Origin of the sequence: Acinetobacter sp. YH01010, assembly GCF_013420775.1 — a bacterium.
Taxonomy (GTDB): domain Bacteria; phylum Pseudomonadota; class Gammaproteobacteria; order Pseudomonadales; family Moraxellaceae; genus Acinetobacter; species Acinetobacter amyesii.
The window spans coordinates 29,890-54,799 of the sequence record NZ_VOYF01000012.1 but is presented as its reverse complement, the minus strand read 5'-3'; the positions used below and the strand labels follow the sequence as shown (position 1 = coordinate 54,799).

Genomic DNA, 24,910 nt, shown 5'->3' with positions numbered 1-24,910 from the left:
GAACAAGCTGCATTTTCATATTATTCATAACACAAGCTTAACGAGAACTGATCTATGAATGAAATGATTTTATTTAATTGTAAAATATGAATGCTATACATAGCTCTTTAGCGTTATTGCTTCAAATCAAATTAATGTAATTCAACATGATTAGAGCAAAAATTGAAAACTTAAATGAGCCTTTTAGCTCCGGCTTTTTTTGGGATTGTAGCTCTAAATTTTTCAGCTCAAACAGCGTTTGATATTTATAAAAGTGATACAAATCCCAAATGTTATAAACAAAGCTCAACATTTATTCTATTTTTCTACACGATCCAGATTCTACATATTCAAAATCAGTATATAAAATCCACAATATATACTTATTTTTTTGTGAATATAGCCCTTGAAGACAACAAGGCTGATGCTTTGTAATTTTCCAAGTCTTGTGTATCCACCCTTTGGAAGATCAGGGATGCACATCTCTTACTATGTTCAATAGAGGTTCTAAAATGATAAAAACAACTCTTAGCCTAATCGGTTTGTCACTGGTGTCTAGCTTAGCTTTGGCTGCTGATCCATTGCATGGTACTAAATGGAAAACCATCGATGACCAAACCAAAAAACCTTTATCTGTAGTTCAATTTAATGAAACATCAAAGGGCGTTTTATCTGCAAAAATCGTTGATGTACTCACCCCGGGTGAAGCAGAAAACTGCCAAAAATGTGTAGGTAAATTCCACAATAAACCACTACTCGGTGTGCAAATCGTGAATGGTTTGAAAAATACCGGTAAAAATACCTATGACGGCGGTAAAATTACTGACCCGAAAAATGGTAAAACCTATAGTTTCAATGCCAAAATGTCGAATGACGGCAAGACCTTGAATGGTCGTGGCTATATTGGTGTATCTGCGCTTGGACGCAGCCAAACATGGATACGTGTAAACTAATCCTTTATGTACAAAGTCAAAAGCGGCTCGATTGAGTCGCTTTTTTTGTATGAAAACCAAGAATGAAATTATTCGAAAATAAAAATTAAACGGTATAACGTTTGCTTAGCCCCCATTCGGCTAATATTCGACGATAGGTTGTCGATGAGCGATCTGCTTCGAAATGCGCCTCCATACTGATATCCAGTGGCAATTCCTCAGGTTTTTGACTTTCCACCATGTCCTGATCTTCAGCAAAAATTTGTGCATTAAAATCATAGACCGCTTGTAAATCGCCTGTGGTATCAAAATTACGAGTTAAAGGCACAAATAAACGGGTTTTATTATGCGATACAGGACAACAGGCATTTAATATTTTTAACACTCCATTTTCAGGAAAATCGATGGTTAAAATTGCAGAAAATGGCGGATAGACATCAAACGTTCTTTTCCATAAAAAATCTTCTGGCGCTAAATGTTGTAAGCCATGCGGATAATTACTCACATCACTAAGATATTCTGTATGTAGTCCATAGTCCGTACGTACTGTCGAATATTTTTGTACTTTAGGATTTTCACGGTCTGCAAAGCTCTCATGATGCACCCATGCGAAATGTGCAACATCAATAAAGCCTTCGAGCTGACGCCCACTTGAACCACCAATATCTACATAAGGTGGCAATATAGATTGGTGCGGCTCTGTATCCCACGTGTCTAAATCTGGAAAATTGGCCGTAGATTCATCTCGGTTAAATAAACTGGTCCACACCAATCCATATTTCAATACGACTGGAAATTTAGTTAATGAAAAACGCTCTGAAATTTGTGTCAACTCAGGCTGTGCAGGAATTTTTACACACTTTCCTGCGCCGTTATAATGTAAACCATGGTATGGACAAATGATGTCTTCACCCTTGACCCAGCCTTTGGTTAATGGCACCCCTCGATGTGGACAGATATCACGAACTAAATGAATTTTTTCACTTTCAGTTTGATATAACGCCATTTTTACATCGAGTAATTGCACTTGTTGCGGTTCAGTCGAAACATCTTCTACACGTGCAACGGGATACCAATGCTGCGCCAAAATATTCCAGTCGTTGGCATCAAATGTACTGCACTGAGGTTGGGTAAATAAATTGAGTACTGGAATGGCATTCATAGTTCATCTCGACAATTGCAATATTTCTTTAGCATTTAGCGCTATTTAAATTTTGCTAAATCCTTATTTTCTAAGTCGAAATTAAATTCTAAACACATTTCTGTCTATTAGAATGATTTGCATAGATTGTTCTGTTTTTTAGAACATTAAGCATTGATCTCTGCACGATTTGATAAAGCTGGCATGAATATCGCTTAAAATGCATAACATTATGATTCGCTGATGACGCGATAGAGATTGAAGCCTGTATGTCGATTACTTTTTCTAGATTTTCTGAATATTTTATGGCGGTTGCACGGACTGGAAGTCTGCGCAAAGCTGCTGAACAACTCTTTATTTCAGTCTCGGCAGTACATCGACAAATCGTTTTGGCAGAGGAAGAACTCGGGGTTGCCCTATTTGAACGACTACCTCAGGGCTTAAAACTGACGCTTGCAGGTGAATTACTGTATGCCGATTTATTAAAATGGCAAAAAGAGTATCAGCTGACGCGTACTCGATTTGATGAAATCCAAGGTTTGAACCGTGGAAACATTGAAATGGGCTTTATTGCGGCTTTGAATGACAGTTTTGTCGTCGACTGCATTCAAAAGATGGCTGAAACCTATCCGTGGATCAACCTCAACATCAGCATGAATAGCAGTGAAGACATTTCTAGAAAAATAGTCGATGCAGAATTAGATTTTGGCATTATTTTAAATCCCAAAAGCCATAGCCAATTAGAGATTTTATCCTTTATAGAAATTCCGTTGGGCTTTGTAATGTCGCCGCATCATACCTTGGGTGGGATGGATAAAATCTATCTTTCAGATACGTTAAATGAACGGCATATTTTACCGAGTGATCCACTCATTATTAGTGAATATGTACAGACTTTATATAAACATCATAAGTTTAGTCCGATTCAAAAGATCGAATGTAATGACATTAGAATGATATTGTCATTGGTTCAGCAACAATTAGGCATCAGTTTGATGTCATACATGGATGCTTTGCCACTGCTTGAGAATAATAAGATTATTTTTAAACCGATCCGTGAAAAAGGCTTACACAGTTTGACCATTGCTTTATGTGTCGCATCGAAACGCCAAACCTCTCGAATTTCTCAGATCATGATTAATCTTTTGGTGGAAAAAATGGAAGAAATTAAGATCAATTTAAAATCTTTGAACCCCTAAAACCATTATTTAAGCTTTTTTTGTCACATATTTTTTTGTAAAAAAAAGCCAGTGCGAATAACCCGTACTGGCTGCTGAAAGCTAAAGTTTTATTAGTTTATTTTTTTAATCCAATGGATTACCTACAATATTACTGATAATGCCTTTCATAATATGATTGCCTTGTTCCTTACGCAGTTCTGCATACCATTCACGCGTCACACTTTCATCTTTCATATGGGTCACATCACAACGCTTACGCGCTCGCAGAACCAATTCATTGGCACGTTCATTACGTTTATTTTGATAACGACGCAATGAATCTTGCAACCCTAAAGTATTGATTTGCAAAGAACGGGCTAAATAAATTGCGTCTTCCATTGCTTGGCAGCCGCCTTGTCCAATATCCGGCGTTGTACTGTGTGCTGCATCACCCACAATCACCACACAACCTTTGTAGAAATCTGCAAAAGGTTCAATATCATGAATTTCTACCCGATTGGTTTTTTGGGCATCTACAGCATCAATCAGCTTTTGCACCGGTTCACACCAACCTTTAAAGTATTCTTTAAATAAGGCCTTATATTGTGTGCGGTCATTTTCTAAGCCTGCTGCTAAAGGGACATCAAAGAAGAAATAGAATCGGTTGTCGGCAACGGGCATCAGCGAAACACGTTTACCTTCTCCTACAAATGTCGTCCATTGATCTGCCGCAGCAAATTCTTCTGAAATGTTGACTAAACCGTTCCAATTGACATAACCTGCATAGCGGCGGTCAACTTGTTCACCCAATACATATGCCCGTGTCAGTGAATGTGTACCATCGGCTCCAACCAATAAATCAGCCTGAACCTCACTTCCGTCGGCAAAATGTGTGATCACTTGATCATCTTGTTCTGAGAAGCTCACCATTTTTTTGCCTAGATGAATATTCTCACGACCAAATTCATCCATAAGCATATTTTGTAAATCTGCACGTGAAACTGGATAAGGTCGCTGACCAACTTCTTCGATTAAAGGAAACAGACTAAACTGCGTCATAACATCGCCCGTTAAACCATCGATATAGGCTAAATGATCCATCTTGCCACCGAGCTTTTCGACTTGTTCGGTTAGCCCCAAATAGTTCAAACATTTGACACCGTTAGACCATAAAGAAATAGCGGCTCCAACAGGTAAAATTTGTTCTGCCTGTTCATAGATGGTTACTTGGTGTCCGAATTTTTTCAAAGCGATCCCAGTCGTTAGGCCCGCCATACCTGCACCAATAATTGTAATGTCCATCTATAACTCCCCTGTGTTTTTTTAAATATCTTCCTCCTAAAAAGCGAAAAGCATGCCATTTTTTCAAACAAGCAATAAAAAATTCTAAAGTTGGCACACGCTGTGCTTCTAAACACGTGTAAATGCTTGTTTTTATCAATTGTTAAATTTTTAACACTGAAAACTAAATGCATATGTTTTAAATGAAAATAGTGAATGGATTTTATATATGGCGACTTTACTCGCACCAAGTTTTGATATTCCTGCACAATTACAGACACTTACAAATTTAGCAGATGACCGTATTGGTGCAAAAATACTTGAATGTTCAGATGATTTTTTTGCAGAAGCAAAACGTATGCTTCAATTTAATGCACCTATCTTTGTCGAAGATAAATTTGATGATCATGGCAAATGGATGGATGGTTGGGAAACACGGCGTAAACGCCATGCTGGTTATGATTGGGCAATTATGCAACTCGGTGTTGCTGGTCGAATTCAAGCCTTAGATATAGATACAACATTCTTTACAGGGAATTATCCAGCTTCCGCATCAGTTGAAGCCTGCTTTGCTCCGAATGGCGAGCTAGCACAGGCAGTATGGGTCAATATCTTAGACAATACCGTATTGGGCCCGAGCCAGCACCATATATTGAAGGTCTCAAATGATCAGGTGTTTACCCATGTGCGTTTAAATATATACCCAGACGGCGGTATTGCGCGATTTAAAGTCTATGGTGAAGTTCAGGTTCAAATTCAAGACAGTACGAGCACATTAGACCTCGTTGCGCTAGAAAATGGTGGACGTGTTATTGCTTATAGTGATGCTCATTTTGGGCATCCACGAAACTTAATTAACCCTGGCCGCGGCATCAATATGGGAGATGGTTGGGAAACTAAACGTCGCCGTGCACCAGGTTTTGACTGGTGTATTTTGGCTTTGGGTCAATCTGGTGCAATAGAGAAAATTGATATTGATACTGCCCATTTTAAAGGCAACTTCCCTGCGCAGGTTTCCATACAAGCGATCTATGTAGAAGATGCCACTGACCCTCAACTGATTCCGCAAAGTATGTTCTGGCCGTTTTTACTCGATGCACAAGACATGCAGATGGATCATATTCATTGCTTTGTCAGTGAGATTTTAAAGCATGAAAAAATATCGCATATCCGCATCAATATGATTCCTGACGGGGGGATTAGCCGCATACGGTTATGGGGAAAAATACATCCTTAATTACAGTGTTAATTACATAGGAAGCCTTCGTGCTTCCTATTTGTATGGTTTCAATTTTTTTAATTAAATGCCCTATAAGATATCTAAACATGACACACAGCATAAAAATACAAGCTCTCAGTATTGAAGGCTTTGCGCCTTTTGGAGAGGTCATTTGCACAACTGGACATGATTTTTTCCACATCAATGACACACATACAGAGCGATATCATGCCCTCGTGGAAACAGAAATTTCAGGTGATGCGGTTGCTGGAATTAGCATCTTTAGAAATATCAAAACCACTGAATTGCCTTTTACGATTTCGATGTTGGAGCGTCATCCCAACGGCTCACAAGCGTTTATTCCAATGCAAGCGCAGGCTTTTTTAGTGGTAGTTGCACCTGCGTTGGATGATCACAGCCCTGATCTTACACAGCTATGTGCTTTCATCACTGATGGTAGCCAAGGAGTCAACTATCGTGCAGGAACATGGCATCATCCTCTCCTGACACTCGAAGCACCAAGTAGCTTTGCCGTCATCGATCGGATTGGCACTGGACATAATTGTGATGTGTTCCAGTTCCCTACGCCTATTCACATTTCAAATTAATTTTTTTAGCTTAAATACTTAGAGTTAAATAGACTAAAAACCATCTAACCATCTGTTAATACATAATTTATTTCATCTCTTGATATTATTTAATTTAAACATAACGCATTAAAAAAGCCCTCAATTTAGAGGGCTTTATTTATTCTATACAAACTATATTCTATGAATCATCGTATGGTTCAAGACTCAAGATTGGCAATGATTAATGTTGCACATCTATTGCCATGCTTGGTTTTTTCACCTGATCTTTGCTCATAGTCACTTCTTTATTTTTAAATAAATTTAGATGATTGAATACAATATTTAAAATAATCGCCATCAAACAAGTTGAACTAATGCCTGAATGAAAGAGTGTTTGCACCCATTTTGGGAAGTTTGCATAGAAAGAATAATCGATAATTGGAATCATCCCTGCTGCAATCGCAGTCGCAACAATGATGAGGTTCTTTTGCTCGTTATAGTCAATTTTCGCCAAGGTACGAATACCACTTGCCGCAACCGTTCCAAACAAAACTAAACCAGCACCACCTAATACAGGGACAGGAATCGCTGCAATCAGTCGCCCCATAATTGGCAGAACGCCTAATACGACTAAAATCATTCCACCCGCTGCGACAACAAAGCGACTTTTCACGCCAGTAATCGCTACTAAACCAACATTTTGTGCAAAAGCACTTTGCATGAATGAGCCGAAGATTGGCGCTGCTGCACTAGATAACATATCTGCACGTAAGCCATTGGTAATACGCTCAGCATCCACTTTGGTACCTACAATTTCCCCGACAGCAATAATGTCTGCCGTCGTTTCAGTCATAATCACTAAAGTTACGATCAGCATGGCAATAATGGCACTTAACTCAAAAGTTGGCATACCGAAAGCAAAGAAGCTTGGAAATTGAATCCAGTTACCATGTGCAACTTTAGAAAAATCGCAAAAGCCAAAGGCATAAGCCAGCACCGTACCGAAGACGATGGCTAACAAAATAGATAGACGTCGAATGGTTGCATTACGTGTTAAATTCAGCGCAATCACGATACCCAAAGTTAAAAATGCCAAACTGATGTTCTCAGCACTTCCCCAGTCTGGTGCTTTATTGTTCCCACCCATCATCCAGCGTACCGCGACAGGCAGCAATGAAAGACCAATCACGGTGATCACACAGCCAGTCACAATCGGTGGGAAAAAACGAATAATTTTTGAAAAATAAGGTGCTAGAAAAAAGCCAATTAGAGATGCAACAATCACCGCACCATAAACAGCAGAAAGCCCACCGCCTGCGGTTACTATGGCAATCATCGTCGCCACACCTGCAAATGAAACCCCTTGAACTAAGGGTAATTTTGCACCGATATATTTCACACCTACGGTTTGTAGGATGGTCGCCAAGCCACCGACAAAAAGCGCCGCGGCAATCAATAAACCGATTTGCGCAGGTTCAAGTCCCGCGGCTGTACCAATAATCAATGGCGGAGCGATAATACCGCCATACATGGTTAATACATGCTGTAGTCCATAGGCAAGGCTTTTCCCTGCGCCTAAATATTCATGTTCTGGTGAAACTGTTTTATCTTGTTCTGTCATTTTTATATCCCCTATTTTTTAACTTTGCTCTTAGCTTCCGCGATACGTAGAATATGCAAATGGGCTAATGAGTAAAGGAATATGAAAATGCTGCGAGGCATCTTTTACATAAAAATGAATCACAGCTTTTGGAAAAAAGGTTTCGGTATTTAACGTCTGAAAATATTCAGCAGTCGCAAATTCAAGGCTATACGCACCTGCTGTAAATTCCTTGAGTGCAAAATCATTAACGCGGCCATCAGCATTGGTTTGGGCTGAACCCAACAACTTACCTTCAGCATTAAATAATTGAATGCTGACGTTCGCTGCAGGTTTGCCTAGATTGGTGTCTAAAATATGTGAGCTAATCATGCGCTAAGCTCCTGTTTTAATCTTAATAAGGCAATTTCAGCCAGTTGATGATGGACAATTCTTTTTTCTGTTTCAGGATCATTCAATAATCGATATTTCAGCGCCTGTAGTACATCTTCACTACTGAGGCCTGAAGCTTTGATTAAAAAGAGATAACCGTACTTTTTCTCATACGCGATATTGCCTTTCAGCAATGCAAATTGAGTTTCTTCATCTGCTGAAATTTCAGACTGTTCTTGATTTGAAAATTGTTGTTCCAAACTACTTAATTCAGCCTGCGCCTTTTTTTCACCAATTCGTGGATGGTTATCTAGAGCATTTTTGATTTCATCCCAAGTCCAAGCTTTTGCAGCTTTTACTGCTTGCTCTGTGATTTGCGTGACAGAGGTATAAGGGCGCTGCGCCACAATGTGTTCCGCCCAGCCTTCAATTTGCACACAGTGCTTTAAAAAAGTTTTTACATCTGCTTCGGATGCTTTATTAAATTCAACAAGTTGCACTATAAAATCGCCTAAAATTATTGAATGATTGTTCAAATTTAGTTTTGCAATATCAGTGCCAACCTAGGTCTATGATGTCAGTTACCTAAGTACAGGCCTAAAAAAAGAGGAGCTAAGCTCCTCTTTATCCGAATATTTTTTTATTAGACTGCATGATGTGTATACCAATGTTCCGCGATATCACCACGACGACAGATCCAGACTTTTTCATGTGATTGCACATAATCTAAGAATCGTTGTAGTGCTTTAAAACGGCCTGGTCGCCCTAAAATACGACAATGCATCCCAATCGATAACATTTTTGGCGCGCTTTCACCTTCTGCATATAGCACATCAAAAGCATCTTTAAGATATTGATAAAATTGTTCACCACTGTTGAAACCACCAGGCGAACAAAACTTCATATCATTGCTTTCGAGTGTATAAGGAATAATTAAATGTGGACGGGTTTGACCATTTTCATTTGTCAAACGACTCCAAAAAGGTAAATCATCACCATAGTGATCACAGTCATATTTAATTTGCGGAAATTCAGCCAATAGCTGACGTGTGTTGGGACTGTCACGCCCTGTGTACCAACCAATAGGCGTCTTTCCAAATAATGCTTCAAGCACACTAATTGCCTGATCCATGTGCTGACGTTCCAACTCTATCGGCATATCCTGATAATGTAACCAGCGTTGACCATGTGAAACGACATCATAATTGGTTTGTTTGATCGCATCGACAATATAAGGATTGCGTGCTAAAGCCATACCAACGCCAAAGACCGTCATGGGTAAATCACGTTTTTTAAATTCTTCATGAATCCGCCAAAAACCGGCTCTGGAGCCATATTCATACATCGAGTCCATCGACATATGTTTGGCAGGAAAACTGGCCGCTCCAATAATATCGGATAAGAATTGTTCTGATCCTGCATCCCCATGTTCGATGTGGTTTTCTCCACCTTCTTCATAGTTCAACACGAACTGCACTGCGATACGTGCCTGATTAGGCCATACGACTTGAGGTACATCGCCATGATATCCAATTAGGTCTCTGGAATAATCCTGTTGTTGGATCTGGTCAATTAAGTCTTGTCCACGTAAGTAGCCTGTAGTCACTTCAACTTCCTAATTTGTTATATCAAACAGTAAAAAAATTAGGTAGAAGCAAGCAAATTATGCGCCAATGTCATAGATGGCTAAATAGCTTTTCATATCAGAGACCATTACCTTTTTTTAAAATATTGAATGGTTGCCCTGAATCATCTGCAATGATTGAAATTTGCCAAATTTCATCTATTTCTGGAAAATTCTGATGCAGTTGATCAATGAAATAGTAATAACCCGGTGTATTTTCGGCAATATAAATGATTGTATTTGAACACAATATATAGAGCTGAATCTCATCAATGGTTCCAAGATCTTGGCGTACGACATCTATACTTTGAATATCTTTCCATAATATAGTTTTAGTGCTTATTTCAGGCCCAGTTATAGTGTATGTGAAACCATCATTAAAATATTCAAAATCACCTTTATCCTGTCTTAGAATTTCAAATTCGTTTGTTTTATTTTTTATATCTTGTTTTAAATCAATTGAATCTACAAACCAAATATGAGGATGACAAATTATTGCATTCCAAATAATAAAAATACAAAGTGTAAAAAACCATATATTAGCTGTAATTACTATCGTAAGCACTGCCAATATAAATAAGATAAAACCCAAATTTAGGTTTAAAAATAATATAGTTGAAGTTCTTATTGGTAGTTGTACTTTCATTGGCAACTGCTTGAATAAAATATTACCATCATTCAATTTTTCGTTATATTTAAAGTAAAAACAAATTGCCAGTATTAAGAATGACATTAAACTAATGAATGTAAAATGTTTTTCCCATATTTGCCAATTAGATAAAAAATATATAAAAATGACCATAAATATTGAAATTGAACAATACATCGTAAGTAAGGAATTTAAAAAAATATGCATTCTCATTGTTTGTTTAATCTAGTAATTTTTTAATGGTATAACTATACTTAATTATTGATAAATTTAAAGCGTCATGATCAAATATTCTTTGTAAAATCAACACACCTAACTCTGAAAATTAATTTATATTCATAAGTCACTTTTACTCAGTTCCAAATAAAAGATTCAAACAATAAGATTGGCTAGCAATTGATTAATCCATGCTTTGGAGAAAACAAAAGATTTTGATTAGGCCCACCTCATATCCAAGTAAGTTACTTAATTTTTAGTGACTTATGGTGGTCTGCCTTAAGAATCTTTATGCAATAGAGCCATAAACGAGCAAAACTCTACAAAATATTAAAAAAAATATTTACTTATAATTTTTAAATTTTACTCTTCACTCAACAATGCAATATATTGAAAATAAATAAATTACAAAAATATAGATAAACCTAATATAATATTCATAAACTTCAGTTTCTTTTTTTATCTTTCCGATCAACAAATAACTCCCATTATAAATTAGATCAACAAAGATAATAAAAAAAACTACTGCACCAATAAAACTCCAGAAACCTATCCCAAAAAAGTAATACTTTATTAAAAAAATCAAAAATTCAATAATAAAAAAAATAGCTATAATTAGCCTTTTACAATCGTGATAAACTCTAATTACAAATTTATCCATTATTGTTCCTTTTTAAACTATCGATCCATCTCATTACGAACTGCATCATTATTTACTTCTTCAGTAGACATCAATTATTTAATACACATTGCGGCGGTAATGACCTGCTTTACGCAGTGTATGCAGTTGTTCAATGCCCAGTATCTCTTGCAAAGTGGCATCTACCGCTTTGGCCATATTCAAACTGCCGCAGATATAGAGACAAGCCCCTTGCTCTAGCCAATCAATCAATTCAGCTTTTTTTACAACTAGGACATCTTGCACATACTTTTCAGCAAATCCATCACGAGAAAATACCCGATCGATTTCTGCAATTTTACCTTGGTTTTGTAATTCATGCAGTTCATCAGCAAAAATTGCATCGAAAGCTTGTTGACGCTCACCATAAATTAACCAGTTTTGACAGTGCTCTTTTGCGACACGTTGCTTAAGATGTGAAAGCAAACCCGCCATTCCTGAGCCATTGCCAATCATAATTGCCGACTTAACGCCCTCTGCTAAGTGAAAATTTGGATTCGCACGAATATAGGCATGAATACATTGTCCAAGTTTTAAATCGTGCGTTAATAAGCCAGAATCTAAACCTAGTTCATCGCCATGCTGCTCTTGACGTACGACGAGCTCTAAATCTTTTTAATTAAATAGAGTTTGATAATTTCACGCTTATACTAAACGACTGAATAAAGACTATAATAAAAATTAAAAATTCATTCGCCATTTGCGAAATCTTCGAGCAATCATGTCCAAAAATCTTGCAACGCTGATTGGATTCAGTGCAATCTTACAATGGTCTTCTATTGTTGGTTTACTTAAGAAAATTAGTTTCAGTATTGGCCCTGATCTTGCTGTGCTCTTTATGTATACCTTGAGCGCAATTATTCTATTGCTCTTATTTAAAATTCCAAACCTTAAACTGGTTCCGCGCCAATTTTTGATATACGCCACCCTTTTATTTGTGATTTATGAGTTGTGTTTTTCGTATGCCATTGCTTTGGCTCAAACAGCTCAACAAGCGATTGAAATCAGTTTGGTCAATTATTTATGGCCGAGTCTGACAATTGCCGCGTTAATATTATTTAAAGAATTAAAATTTAACTTTTTCGTAATCATTGGTTTAGCCATTAGTTTGGGCGGCATTATTTTAATCCAAACTGGTAACGGAAGTTTTAACTGGTCTACAGTCTTTACCAACATTCAGTCCAATCCCTTTAGCTATTTTCTTGCTTTTATGGGCGCGAGTTTATGGTCACTCTATTGTGTGATTACACGTAAATACAGTCATGGGCATAACCCTATTTCATTCTTTTTCGTCGTGATCACCATTGTGCTATGGCTAAAAATGTTGATATTTCACGGTATCCCGCGAATGCCTGCCGTAGACTTACATACCGGTAAGTATATGTTAATCGTGTCCATCGTGACCGCATTGGGTTATGCAGCGTGGAATGTAGGTATTATAAAAGGCAATATTACGATATTGGTAACTTTATCGTATTTTAGTCCGATTTTTTCTTCGGTTATTTCAATGTTTATATTACAGACACCACTGAGTTTAAGTTTTTGGCATGGTGCCATTTTGGTGACATTAGGTTCGCTGGTATGTTGGATTTCAACCAGTTGGCCACAAATTAAAGCCAGATTAATGCAATTGCGCCATGAATAATAAGAAGCAGTCACTTGGCTCATTTATCTTAAACTGAATAGCAAAACCGCGATTAGGCACAGCATATGAAGTAACTGTGTTGGTGCAAAATATAGAAAATATTTCCAGCCACCTGTGAGAAATGCATTCACACATTTTGAAATCGCATGGGCTGATAATCCAATCACCACAGCATAAACCAATGTTAAATTGTCGATATTACCTTGCATCACCACGGTTGCCATAGCTGCATGGACTTCAAAGAGTGATGCTAATAATGTCCCTAAAATTAAGCCTTTATCACCTAAAGCGAGATTTAATCCATAAACAAGTGCTTGGATCAAAGTAAGCGTGATGGCAATGATTGCCGCCTGTTTTAAGCTAAACATTCGACTATCAGTATTTTCTAACGGCACTGTTTCATTCGCCTCTACACGAAGCATTTCAGGTTCTGACTCTTTATTATGCTGAACTTGAGATGAGCCATAAATCAGATATAACGCAGTAAGGACCAATATCAAGATGCCGACGATACTTGGTATAACTAATATTTTAAACCAAGCAAAACTCACCCCAAGGACAATGATCAAAAGTTGAACCAATGTCGCAACACATGAAAAAAGTCCTGCCCCTGCATTACTTTTGGCACTGGCTTTTCCTGCTCGCACTTCCATGCCTAAGCTTGCGATTGTTGCTGTGCTCGACACAAAACCTGATGCCAAGGCCGATAAGATAATCGCTTTATCAGAAGATAGAAGCCGCTTGGCGATGTGCGCTAATGACTGCACCACCAAGATCAATATCAGTAATTTTAAAATCACATAGGGATTTAATACAGAACCCCAATAGGCCTGATTCGGCGTTAAAGGTAAGGCAATTAGGATCAATGCCAGTAAAAATACACCATCTCTTAACTCATAGTCTTTGATCCAATGTGCTGCAAAATGATGTAAGCCTTTTTTTCCAACTAATATGAGGGTCAACACCACAGCCAAACACGCAGCCAATGGAATATTAAATACACAAGCAGCGCCGATTAAATAGGTCATAACAAAAGCTAGTTCTGTGGTTGTGCCAATATCTTGTTTTTGCTGGCTTAATCCATAATAGCTAAACACACTGACGACAATTGCACCGATTACACCAACAGCTAAATGGATTAAAAAACACAATGCTCCAAACAGCGCACAAATGGTAAATGAGCGTAAACCGGCAAAGCTCTGTTCACTGTCCAAATTGTTGTTACGTTGACGCTCCAAACCGATGAGCAATCCACAGCCTAAAGCCGAAGCTAAAATAGTTAACAACGCTGGGAAGGATAATGTTTGTATGAGTATTTCCAAATTTAAGCCCTCCCATCAATACATTGTTTATTTTGGCAATATAAATAAAAAATAATATAAAAATTTAACGCTAAAATTTGAAAAAAACATATAAATTGAACAACTTGAGAATTTTCAATCATGTTCAAAGTTTAGTCATACTTTAAATCATAAACAATTCCATGATAAATATCCTAGTGGACATCAAATATTTCTCATCTTTTAATTAAAAAAAATATTCGAAAATCTGACTTAAATTCGGACTTTTTTACCTTCATGTCTGTTTAAAGCACACATTAAGCCCAAATCACCATAATCGCCGCAATCACCACTAGGGCTAAACCCCAATGATCAGTTCTTGCGAGTTTTTCCTTAAAGAAATAGGCAGAGATTAAGAGGCTAAATAATATTTCGATTTGACCTAGGGTTTTGACAATCGCAACCGTTTGCATACTCATAGCAGTAAACCAGCCCAAGGATGCTAGAAAGCTACAGACACTAACGCGAAAGGTCAGACCTACTCTCTCCCACATGGCAATGAGCGTTTTACGGCTAAATAGACTGAGGTACAACAGCATAATCACACATTGAAAGCCAATTACACTCAACAACACCCACGCCGCACGATGCAAAGTCGGTAAATCACTTAGCTCTAAACTGGCTTCACGAACCAATAAAGAGGTAATTGCAAAACTTAATCCACTTCCTACACCGATGCATAAAGTTGGCAGAGATAATTTTTGTCGTTGAGAACCTTTGCTTAAAAGAAAAACGGCAACACTACCAACCAAAACACCAATCCAACCAAATAAACTTAAATGTTCACTTAAGAAAATCACTCCAACAATGGCCGCAAAGATCGCTTCACTTTTCGCTAAACCGACGCCGATGGCATAATTCTTTTGTTTAAAAAGCAACACCATTAAAATCGTCGCTAAAATTTGACTTAGCCCTGCAATCACCACATAAACCCAAAACATAGGTGTAAATGTGGTCACCTGAGTCACAGGCTGTTGCTGGTACAACACGAACAAATAAATACAGGCAAATGGGAGCCCAAAAATAAACCGTGCAAGGGTGACACCATACACATCAACAGTGGTACTGAGTTGCTTTTGAAATGCATTGCGCCATGACTGCATAAAAGCAGCCATTAAAGTGAATAAGATCCAAACTGGAAACATAAGAAAGGTGGTTTAACGGTGGATGCCTCATCAATTTACGCTTTTATTGAATTGAATGCGACCCAACACGGCTAGATTATTCATTGAACTTGGTTATAGATTCGTTGAAAAAAATTTATTTAAAAACCTGATATTAAGAACTTGGTATGTATCGAAAGGTAAGTTTTTATAAAAAAATGCAAAGGCATATCACCTTTGCATTTTGCACTTTACCAACATTTAGTTAGCGACTTACGTTAAGTTAGCTTTCAAGTAGTACAGCACCAAATTGCTCACGTAGATCTTTTTTCAGCATTTTACCTGTTCCACTCAAAGGAATAGCATCCACGAAAATCACTTTATCTGGCACCTGCCATTTAGCGACTTTATCTGCATAGTAATCCAAAATTTCTGTATCAGATAAATCGACATCTGGCTTTTTAATCGCAATCAATACAGGACGCTCATCCCATTTCGGATGGGTCGCTGCAATCACTGCCGCCATTGCAATTTTAGGATGTCCCATAGCTAAATTTTCTAACTCAACAGAAGAAATCCATTCGCCGCCCGATTTGATCAAATCTTTTGAACGGTCACTAATTTTTAAGAAACCATCTTCATTCAGCGTAGCAATATCCCCGGTATCAAACCAACCATCTGAGGTTAATGCGGACTCTGTTTTGCCAAAGTAATTGCCAATAATCCAATGCCCTTGGATTTGTAAATTACCTGTCGTTTCACCATCACGTGCAACTTCATATGTACCGCTTTCTTCATCGGTAATACGTAAATCGACCCCAAATGGTGGACGACCTTGTGACAAACGCACTTGTAATTGTTCTTCTTCAGATAATAACAAATGTTTGGCTTTAAACTGGTTTGAAGAACCTAATGGACTGGTTTCGGTCATGCCCCAAGCATGAATCGTTTCACAGTTAAATTGCTCTTTAAACACTTTCAACATCGCAGGTGGGCAAGCAGATCCACCAACCACATTACGCACTAAACTTTCGAGCTGACTACCTGCTTGTTGCGCAGCATTGATTAAACCCTGCCAAATCGTTGGAACACCCAATGCAACGGATACTTTATAGTCATCAATCATTTGCGTCAGGCTTGCTCCATCTAAACCTGGGCCTGGCAGCACTAAGGTGCAACCCACCATAGCCGCAGCATATGGCGTACCCCATGCATTGACATGGAACATCGGCACAACAGGCATCATAATATCTCGCGCTGAGATATTTAATGAATCTGGCATACAAATCGCATAACTGTGTAAGACTGTTGAACGATGACTATACAACACACCTTTAGGATTGCCTGTGGTACCCGAGGTATAACATAAAGAACTAGCCGATAATTCATCTAATTCTGGCCATGTATAGTCTGCAGATTGCCCCGCGATAAGTTCGTCATAAAATTTAACATCTGGCACAGCTTCGACAATCGCTGCATCTGGTGCATCTAAGCAAATAAAGTGCTCAACAGATTTTAATAAAGGTTTTACTGCTTTGATTAAAGGCAAAAAAGTTTTATCAAATAACATGACACGATCAGATGCATCATTGATGATAAAAACTAATTGTTCAGGAAATAGTCGAGGATTGATGGTGTGACAAACATAGCCGCTACCTGAAATAGCGTACCAAGACTCTAGGTGACGGTGGTTATTCCAAGCGATGGTCGCAACACGATCCCCTAAATTTAAACCGAGTGATGCAAGAACATTGGCAAATCGTTTTGAATTTTTATGGACTTCACCCCAAGTGGTTTTCGTAATCGTCGAGTCTGTATTTTTTGAAATGACTAAACTATCCGCATGATAGCGACCCGCATGTTCAATCATGCTACTAATCAAAAGCGGTTTAAACATCATATTACCAAGCATTCTTTGCTCCCACATTCATCCATATTGAGTTGTTGTTTTTCCGCACTGTCCTGCAGATTTTTTAAAACTTTGCACCATGTCAAAAGTGATTATTCTTCATCGACAAGGTTAAAGCAGTAGATATGAAACGCATATCCAAAACTGATTCTTATGTTTTAACCTTAATTGATTTTAGAATCCACTGTTTTATTGCTCAAAATATGAATGCTTTAGTGGTATAAAATGCAAAAATTAAAGCTTTAGACCTATTCAAAATATAGTCTTATTTAGTTATAACATTGCTGCTTTAAAAATGTCGTTTTCAGTTATCAAATAATCGACTGAGTCAATTGGCATAAAAAAACCCAGTCTAGATACACTGGGTTCATTCATTGCATTAGCCGTTGCAGTTACAATAGTTACAGTACTTCAAACTCAATACGACGGTTTTTCTTACGACCTTCAGGCGTAGCATTGTCTGCTACAGGCTTATTTGAGCCCATCCCTTCAGTACTTAAGTTCGCCGCTGCAATATTTTTTGAAATCAGGTAGTTTTTAACTGCATTAGCACGATCTTGGCTTAAACTTAAGTTTTTCTCAGGATTCCCCGAGCTGTCTGTGTGACCAATAATTCGTACTTTTTTCCCACCGACGCGATTCAGTGCGACAACCATTTCATCTAAGATTTGTACCCCAGATGGCGCTAAAATCGCGCTTCCAGATTCAAATTCGATAATACGATTACGTAAAGCCGCATCAATAATAGTCTGTTCAGCCTGATTGACAGAAAGCTGTGCATTGAAACGAAAAGGTGCTGTGACCAAAGACTGAAACTTGGTGGTCGTTGGTTGGATATCATTTTGATTTGACATCTTGCCACTTAAATCGACTTGCGTTCCGCGTACAGAGAGTTTCCCCTGTTTTACTTTTTTTAAGTCATCATTAATCATTTGGCTTACGCTATTGCCCCAACCATTGGGTGCAGTAACCGCTCGAACCTGAATTTTATCAACCACATTTGCCTGACCATAAGTCAAATAGGCTTTATTTAATATTTCTTGCTTGGTTGCTTCATTCGGTACAGCGCCTTCAATCACAATAGGCTCTGCCCAGAGCAAAGCCGAACAGCCTAAAATGCACACACTCGCAAGAAATTTGGGCAACATTGGTAAGATTCTTTGCATCATTATTCTTCTATAAAAGTCTGTCTAAAAAGTTTAATGCCATGAATAAGGCTGATCTGACGCTCACTCAAAGACTGTTCCAAAACGGCTAAGCCTGCATTTTGTTCAAGATAAGGATCAATCCAACTGGCATCGATCAGGGAAACCCAATGATCACTTTGCATGTTTTGGGTAAATACATCACTCAGCGCTGTAATATCAGCGCCTTGAAAACCAAACAGTAAAACTGGCGAATCACTGTGTAGGATGCCAATGAGTAACTCAGCATCTTGGTTTTCGACAAAGCGACTAATTAAATTGACCCAAAAAGCCGCAATTTCATAACAGTAACTAATATTATTGATCGGTAAGATCAACACTTTATTCAACCGAGACGTACCCTGATGAATAATCGGTTGTAGCAGCAAACCGAGACCAATCATGCTTTGCGCCAACTGATAAGGCGTAAAATTCAATAAACGTGCAAATGAATGCAACGTATGGTGCTCATAAAAAGAAGAGGTTTCCTCTGTTCCGAACACTTGGATTTCGTTATTCAGTTTGCCTAATTTATCGAGCAAAATATCGGGATCGCGAATAGAACGCATCACTCGGTTACGCTGATATAAGTCAATTAAGGTCTGTTTATAACGATATGGTGCATACAAAATATTATCGAAAGGATCATCAATTTCTAGCAAATGAGCCAGCACCATTGGAAATTGACGCTTTGAACTGTCTTCACTGCTTATCAAATTGGCAACCAAAAAACGCTTATCTTTTGGACTGGCAATAAAGAAATCTAATGAAGGCAGTGAGTTATACGCTGCATTAAAATTGTCTGAACGCATAGCGAACTCAAGCGCCTCCGTGATCCACTGATCAATTAACTGAATCAGTGAATATTGTTCACGGCTCTTTAAGAAGTCACCACGAGCTGGACATTTTCCATAATACAGCGGTGTCGTTCTCACTTCATACATCGTCACACTCCTTGTTCTTTTGCACGAATGCCACCGCTCTCGTTTTTTAAATTCATCATCATGGTGTTGCTGTTCCTTGTACAACACTCATCGGTGAAGTCGCTGGCGCTACAGGCGCTTGTCCTGCTGGCATCGTTTGCGCTGCGACGACACGAACACCTTTATTCGTTACCACTTGATCAACAAGAGTCATACCTGAATAGCCTGAACCTGTAGTTGGGCCAGATGCGTTACCACTGATTAAACGGAAGTTCACTTTTACAAACACTTTTGGATTTTGTTTGCTACGCCACACCATTTCAAATGAATTACCATTTTGTGTACGCTGAGCGCCTTCAACCAATCGGTTAATACCATATTCACCCGGCTCATCAAAAATGGTATGCGTTTGACCATCTAAGTCAATCGCGGTAATACGTGCGCCCGGAATTGCCCCTTTATTTGGCCATACGAAGTTCACCCATTGCTGAACACCGTTTTCATACACCATACGCTGACCATCAATATCAATGGTATATGAAAGCAACTGTGTATTTTCTAATGGGAAGAACTGGAAGTTCGATTGATTGGTTGCCGCAGGTGCTGCTTGACTCAATTCCCCTGTAGCAACGCCATTACTTGGCGCAACATAGCGTTGGAAGTTCGCTACAAATTGTGGATTTAAACCAATGCCCAAATCTTTCCATGTTTTCGTGGTTAAGGTATAGCCACGACGAATCACCAATGGATCTAAATATTCTTTTACAAAGCGAGCGATACTTCCGTTTTCACCAAAAATTTGGCTAATTTCATTACTGGTCGCTTGTAAAGTAGCATTGCTATTAAATGGATATTTAGGCGCAAGATTAGTTGTAAATGGTTGATACGCCTGCATTGCCCACAACTTATTAATTTCGTTTTGAGCTGGGATCAAAAGAACTTCAAATGACTGAGTCACCGGCTGCATAAAGAGTTTTTGAATCAACTGTTGATCTAATTCATTTAGACCCACAGACATTTTTTCATCCACAAATTTTTGCGTGCTATTAAAGACAGAGCTTTGATCATTGATGGTTTGTTTCACCAATGTCATGCTTGCAGGGCCCATATCACCACCACTCTTTAAGTCATTGAACTTACTACGTACTTGACTCAAAGACAGCATGTATTCATCTAAAATAGATTTGTTTTGCTGATCATCACGCTTACGAACCAATTGATAGAACACATCAAATTCTTTTGCAATAACACCTTGACCGGCTTTAGAAGCCACTTGCTGTGCCTGCTGCGCATCATCACGGCTAAGGACTTTACGTTTAAACCACGCAATAAAGCCTTTCTGAGGTGCAGCCAGTTCTGCTTGAACAATTGGATTATCCCAACTGGTTTCTTTCGCAATACGGTCAACCACTTTACGAATTGGCGAATTTTCAGGTTCACCTAAAATATCGATAAAACGTGACTGCTGAGCGACATCTGCGCCTTTGCCATAATGCACAGCATTTAAGAATTTACGCCATTCAGCGATATATTCCTGCTTATAAAGTTCGGTTAACTGTTTACTGATCTGATCTGGACTGCCACTAAATGTCAGGTCATCAGAACGATTGGTATTGAGTACCCAATCTTGAGTATCCGTCGGATTATTCGCTGCTTGGTTAATCGCATCTTTTACATAATCATTCCATGCTTGGTAAGTAAAAATACCCGGCAAGGCATAACTACCTAACATGCTGTTTTGGCCTGTTTCACCTAAAATTTGCTTCACAGTTACTGCAGGGAAACGTACCGAACCACGCATTTTAATTTCATTATAAACGCGGTCACGTGCGGGAATACCCATAGTAACAGCTGTTAATAATTGACGTGTTTGATCAACCAATAAAGGATCAGATTCCATTTGCGGGAACGCAGGATCAGCAGCTAAAGTCATCGCATAAGATAAAACTTGTTCGGCTTTTTGAATCATTTCCCCACGTGGCATTTGACCACGATTTGAATCTAACCATGAACGCCAGAAACGAGTAACTTGGTCACTCAAATGGCTCGATTCCATATATTTATGATTGCTCATCATCAAATACGCCTTCAGTGCATTATATGCATCCTGAGGATTAGTATCCGATGGTTCTAAATAGGGCTGATTTGATTTCACAGCTTGAGTGATTTGCACATTGACGTGATTTTCTTTCAACGTCGCTTCATTGGCTTTAACGCGTTGTAAGTACTGCGCCATATTTTGCTGAGATGGTGCCAATACAATTTGTTGAATACCACGTAAATACTCAACTTTAAGTTTTTCACGGATTTTATTCCCTTGGTATAAACCAAAGCTGTATTTCAATGGACGATCTTCATCAAAATGATCGAGCTGCTGTAAATGCCCTTGTAATATCAGCAAAGCATCCAATTGAGTCGAAAGCTCACTTCCGCTACGGCTTTCCATTTGCACAACTTTGTCAAGGTCTGCCTGAACTTCCGCCACGAGTTGTTGGTTATTACGATACGACCAAACCCACAACCCAAGCACCACAGCAACCAATAACAATGCAACAATAAATGCCATAAAGCGCTGACGTTTACGTGCAGGATTGATATGTTGTTTAACTAGATTTTTATCTTTTAAAATGACGGTTGAAAAGAGTCCTTTTAAGAAATAACCATGGTCTTGCGAAACAGAATTCGTAGGAATGCCAAACTCACTATCCGTACTTTTCACCAAATGAAAATCTTCAGCGATTTGCTCCGTCATTGGACTTTCAATCACACCTTCTTGCAACGCACTGGTGAAATAGAACCCACGGAATACCGGTTTAAACTGATAAGGGTTGTCTTGAAACAACGTACCAATAAAAGTTTTTAACACTGGCTTTAAACTTTTAAACTCAAGTGGAAATGTCATTACACTTGGAGAAATATTTTGCGAATGACGACGACTTAAGTGCGTAGTACTGACGCTCTTCAAACCATCGTATAAAATTGAATAATGCTTTTCGAACATCTCAACGGCATGCTCAGATGAGTCTGGATCATAAGGTAGCGTTGCACCCCAAACTTGATCAAATTCATCCTTATCATAACAATCAAAAAATTCTGTAAAGCCAGCAATCAAATCCATTTTTGAAAAAACGATATACACTGGCGCAAAAATTTCTAAACGTTCCGTCAAATCCTGTATACGTGCGCGTAAGTTTTTGGCTAATTTGATTGATTTTTCAGGACTTTGACTAACAAGCTCCGCCACAGAAACAATCACGATTAAACCGTTAATTGGTGCTTTAGAACGGTTTTTCTTTAGAATATTTAAAAAGCCTAACCATTCAGAATGGTCTTCGGCATAAACTGAATATCGACCTGCGGTATCGAGTAACACACCATCTGTAGAGAAAAACCAATCACAGTTACGAGTACCACTTAAACCTGCTGACACCATTTTCTGATGGGTTTCTTCAAATGGAAATCTAAGGCCAGAATTATAAATCGCCGAACTTTTACCCGCTGCTGGGTTACCAATCACCATGTACCAAGGTAATTCATATAGCGCTGCATTACCCTTTTTATCGCCAAGTTTTGATTTACGGATAAGTTGAATCGAGTCTTTCATTTGCTGATTGATCAGCGCAAGTTCTTCTTTATTCTTTTGTTTACCGTATTCAGCTTCATTATCTTTGGCAATCGCCTCAGCAAGCTCTTCGCCTTGCTGTTTATGACGATAATGCTGCACTAATTCATAAATACCCCACAGAATTAATCCGAGAATATAAACAGCAACCACAATGTAAAAAGTCTTTTGCGGAATCGAATTATGCATGGCAACAATAGCCACAAAAAATGACAAAGCCACCATCGCTTTAGGATTGGTGACGTACTGCCAAACATAACCGAGGATCGTATAAAATAGTGTGTTCACAATGTTCTCAATTTCGTCTTAATTCTAATTAAACAGTTTCTTGTTCAAGTTCATCTTCTACTGAAAATGCTTGAATAAAAGCAAATGTCGATTCTTGGTCTGTGCTATAAATCATGGCAGTTAACTCTTCTGGCAAGTGCATACCCAACATGAATCCAAAAATTTTTGCCAATTGCTGGGTATTTCCAAGATTCTGTTTTGTATATAAAAAATGATAGGTTTCAATCGCGGTTTCATTAAATTTATGCTGTAATTTTTTCACCACTTTTATATCTGTTGCATCATCTAACATCAATAAAAAGGGTTGTTCTTGATCATACTGATCTAAATTATTCAGTGCTTGAAGCTCTAAATGACGTTTCAACTCAGGCTCATGTGCCACCACTTGTAGCACTTTATTTGGAATTAAGCCTCGAACTTGAACGTCTGAAGCAGCCAAACACCAACTCGATGTAAACTCTGCAGCAATGTATTTTTCTTGTAGCCACATCTTTTCATCAATCCATTCTTGATCGATTTCAGAGTCAGCATTGAGAATCAAACTGACTTCAGACTTTTGTTTTGAAATCATTTCTAAAATGCTTAACCATTCTGAATAAGCGACTTGAGTGCCGATAAAATGTGGCTCGATATGAATTTGTTCAGGAATGATCGAAAACCCGTCGGAAAGATACTGCTGAATAATCTGAGCATAATCATCACTCCATTGATGAATCAAATTATCAGCAAGCAAAATATGGACATTTAAACGGTTTAGACGTGAAACTTGCTGTGCAGTGTTCGCCAAATGTTCTGGATGTTCATCTTGCGTATAATCTGGGTCCACCCAACCCGGATGCATACGGTACTGATATGCCAATTCACTATCATAAAAGAGTGCAGATTGCTTCAGATGCTCAGCGATTAAAAATAGACTTTCTACGTGTTGCTCTAGTTGTTGCTGAATAAGTGACTGGATTCGTTTTTCACGCATGGTGATGGCACTATATTCATCATCTGCTTCTTCACTAGTAAGTTCATCTAAATCTTTAATTCGAAATGAAAGAACAGGCAAACCGTATGCATTGAATAATTTATCATCGAGTTCAGGACTTTTGAATTGTTGAATATCTTGGATAATTTGTTCGTTTTCACCAAAACTATGCCAAGCCGCTGAAGAATAAACATTTAAACGAAATTGCTGTACATCGACAGGCTTCGGTTTTGCTTGTTCAATGGCCTCAAGTTGTTGTTGCTCAGCTTGTTCTTCTGCACGTTTTTCAGCTTCAAGCTTTTTTTCTTTTTGATGTTGAATGCCCTTATAAATCAAATAAGGCGACAAAATAATCGCACATAATGCGACAGGAAGAAGTAGAAAATAGGTGACTAGATCCAAAGCCGTCGGGTCATAGCCTGTATCTCGCCAGTAAAAAATCACGAAAGCAGTACACAAAACAAAAAGCGTACTAAAGGTTCCAATTATTAATTTCAGCATT

20 protein-coding genes are annotated in these 24,910 nt (G+C 38.3%); 5 read left to right on the top strand and 15 right to left on the bottom strand.

All coding sequences use genetic code 11. The annotated features are described in order from the left end of the window. Positions 1 to 491: 491 nt before the first annotated feature. Positions 492 to 932 (top strand): DUF2147 domain-containing protein, encoded by a 441-nt coding sequence (locus FTT77_RS11660; RefSeq protein WP_168379617.1) that lies wholly within the window; start codon positions 492 to 494, stop codon positions 930 to 932. Positions 933 to 1,017: 85 nt separating this feature from the next. On the opposite strand, the gene FTT77_RS11655 is transcribed toward FTT77_RS11660, so the two are convergent. Then, a complete protein-coding gene (locus FTT77_RS11655; RefSeq protein WP_180109335.1) occupies positions 1,018 to 2,073 on the bottom strand; it encodes an aromatic ring-hydroxylating dioxygenase subunit alpha in 1,056 nt (351 codons plus the stop codon). Between the two features lie 248 nt (positions 2,074 to 2,321). Here FTT77_RS11655 and FTT77_RS11650 point away from each other — a divergent pair, with 248 nt between their 5' ends. Then, a complete protein-coding gene (locus FTT77_RS11650) occupies positions 2,322 to 3,251 on the top strand; it encodes a LysR family transcriptional regulator (protein WP_078190745.1) in 930 nt (309 codons plus the stop codon). Between the two features lie 105 nt (positions 3,252 to 3,356). Here the strand turns inward: FTT77_RS11650 and hpxO are convergent, their stop codons facing one another. Further along, on the bottom strand, positions 3,357 to 4,514 hold the full coding sequence (hpxO, locus tag FTT77_RS11645; RefSeq protein ID WP_180109334.1) for an FAD-dependent urate hydroxylase HpxO: 1,158 nt from the start codon (positions 4,512 to 4,514) through the stop codon (positions 3,357 to 3,359). Between the two features lie 208 nt (positions 4,515 to 4,722). On the opposite strand from hpxO, the gene alc reads away from it, so the two are divergent. Continuing rightward, positions 4,723 to 5,730: an allantoicase gene (gene alc / locus FTT77_RS11640; RefSeq protein ID WP_180109333.1), complete on the top strand. Its 1,008-nt coding sequence runs from the start codon at positions 4,723 to 4,725 to the stop codon at positions 5,728 to 5,730. A gap of 89 nt (positions 5,731 to 5,819) precedes the next feature. Next, positions 5,820 to 6,320 carry an ureidoglycolate lyase gene (locus FTT77_RS11635; protein ID WP_180109332.1) on the top strand — a complete coding sequence of 167 codons (501 nt, stop codon included), beginning with the start codon at positions 5,820 to 5,822 and terminating at the stop codon, positions 6,318 to 6,320. Positions 6,321 to 6,522: 202 nt separating this feature from the next. On the opposite strand, the gene FTT77_RS11630 is transcribed toward FTT77_RS11635, so the two are convergent. The 6 genes from FTT77_RS11630 to FTT77_RS11605 form a co-directional block, all read right to left on the bottom strand. Next, positions 6,523 to 7,902 (bottom strand): nucleobase:cation symporter-2 family protein, encoded by a 1,380-nt coding sequence (locus tag FTT77_RS11630; RefSeq protein WP_180109331.1) that lies wholly within the window; start codon positions 7,900 to 7,902, stop codon positions 6,523 to 6,525. A 30-nt stretch (positions 7,903 to 7,932) separates the two neighbouring features. Next, positions 7,933 to 8,253 carry a hydroxyisourate hydrolase gene (gene uraH / locus FTT77_RS11625; RefSeq protein WP_180008130.1) on the bottom strand — a complete coding sequence of 107 codons (321 nt, stop codon included), beginning with the start codon at positions 8,251 to 8,253 and terminating at the stop codon, positions 7,933 to 7,935. Continuing rightward, positions 8,250 to 8,753, bottom strand: a complete 504-nt coding sequence (gene uraD / locus FTT77_RS11620) for a 2-oxo-4-hydroxy-4-carboxy-5-ureidoimidazoline decarboxylase (protein ID WP_180109330.1) — start codon at positions 8,751 to 8,753, stop codon at positions 8,250 to 8,252. Before uraD ends, uraH begins: the two co-directional genes overlap by 4 nt. Positions 8,754 to 8,896: 143 nt before the next feature. Continuing rightward, on the bottom strand, positions 8,897 to 9,859 hold the full coding sequence (gene puuE, locus FTT77_RS11615; RefSeq protein WP_180050816.1) for an allantoinase PuuE: 963 nt from the start codon (positions 9,857 to 9,859) through the stop codon (positions 8,897 to 8,899). 97 nt (positions 9,860 to 9,956) lie between these two features. Then, entirely contained in the window at positions 9,957 to 10,523 is a 567-nt protein-coding gene (locus FTT77_RS11610) for a hypothetical protein (RefSeq protein ID WP_180022852.1), read from the bottom strand. 958 nt (positions 10,524 to 11,481) lie between these two features. Further along, positions 11,482 to 11,877 carry a hypothetical protein gene (locus FTT77_RS11605; protein ID WP_180008126.1) on the bottom strand — a complete coding sequence of 132 codons (396 nt, stop codon included), beginning with the start codon at positions 11,875 to 11,877 and terminating at the stop codon, positions 11,482 to 11,484. Positions 11,878 to 12,142: 265 nt separating this feature from the next. Here FTT77_RS11605 and yddG point away from each other — a divergent pair, with 265 nt between their 5' ends. After that, the gene (gene yddG / locus FTT77_RS11600; protein WP_180008125.1) at positions 12,143 to 13,066 is read left to right on the top strand and encodes an aromatic amino acid DMT transporter YddG; all 924 of its coding nucleotides are present in this window, start codon (positions 12,143 to 12,145) and stop codon (positions 13,064 to 13,066) included. A gap of 23 nt (positions 13,067 to 13,089) precedes the next feature. Here yddG and FTT77_RS11595 read toward each other — a convergent pair whose 3' ends face one another. The 7 genes from FTT77_RS11595 to FTT77_RS11565 all read right to left on the bottom strand — a co-directional run bounded on the left by FTT77_RS11595 (position 13,090) and on the right by FTT77_RS11565 (position 24,909). Further along, on the bottom strand, positions 13,090 to 14,388 hold the full coding sequence (locus FTT77_RS11595; protein ID WP_180008124.1) for an MgtC/SapB family protein: 1,299 nt from the start codon (positions 14,386 to 14,388) through the stop codon (positions 13,090 to 13,092). Between the two features lie 275 nt (positions 14,389 to 14,663). Further along, positions 14,664 to 15,551: a DMT family transporter gene (locus tag FTT77_RS11590; protein WP_180008123.1), complete on the bottom strand. Its 888-nt coding sequence runs from the start codon at positions 15,549 to 15,551 to the stop codon at positions 14,664 to 14,666. 241 nt (positions 15,552 to 15,792) lie between these two features. After that, entirely contained in the window at positions 15,793 to 17,421 is a 1,629-nt protein-coding gene (locus FTT77_RS11585; RefSeq protein ID WP_180109329.1) for a long-chain-fatty-acid--CoA ligase, read from the bottom strand. Between the two features lie 398 nt (positions 17,422 to 17,819). Continuing rightward, positions 17,820 to 18,566 (bottom strand): OmpA family protein, encoded by a 747-nt coding sequence (locus FTT77_RS11580; protein WP_257224716.1) that lies wholly within the window; start codon positions 18,564 to 18,566, stop codon positions 17,820 to 17,822. 20 nt (positions 18,567 to 18,586) lie between these two features. Then, on the bottom strand, positions 18,587 to 19,546 hold the full coding sequence (gene tagF / locus FTT77_RS11575) for a type VI secretion system-associated protein TagF (protein WP_078190765.1): 960 nt from the start codon (positions 19,544 to 19,546) through the stop codon (positions 18,587 to 18,589). A gap of 58 nt (positions 19,547 to 19,604) precedes the next feature. Next, positions 19,605 to 23,435 (bottom strand): type VI secretion system membrane subunit TssM, encoded by a 3,831-nt coding sequence (gene tssM, locus FTT77_RS11570; RefSeq protein WP_180109327.1) that lies wholly within the window; start codon positions 23,433 to 23,435, stop codon positions 19,605 to 19,607. A gap of 28 nt (positions 23,436 to 23,463) precedes the next feature. Further along, complete coding sequence (locus FTT77_RS11565; RefSeq protein WP_180109326.1) at positions 23,464 to 24,909, bottom strand: hypothetical protein; 1,446 nt, start codon at positions 24,907 to 24,909, stop codon at positions 23,464 to 23,466. Between the last annotated feature and the right edge of the window lies 1 nt (position 24,910).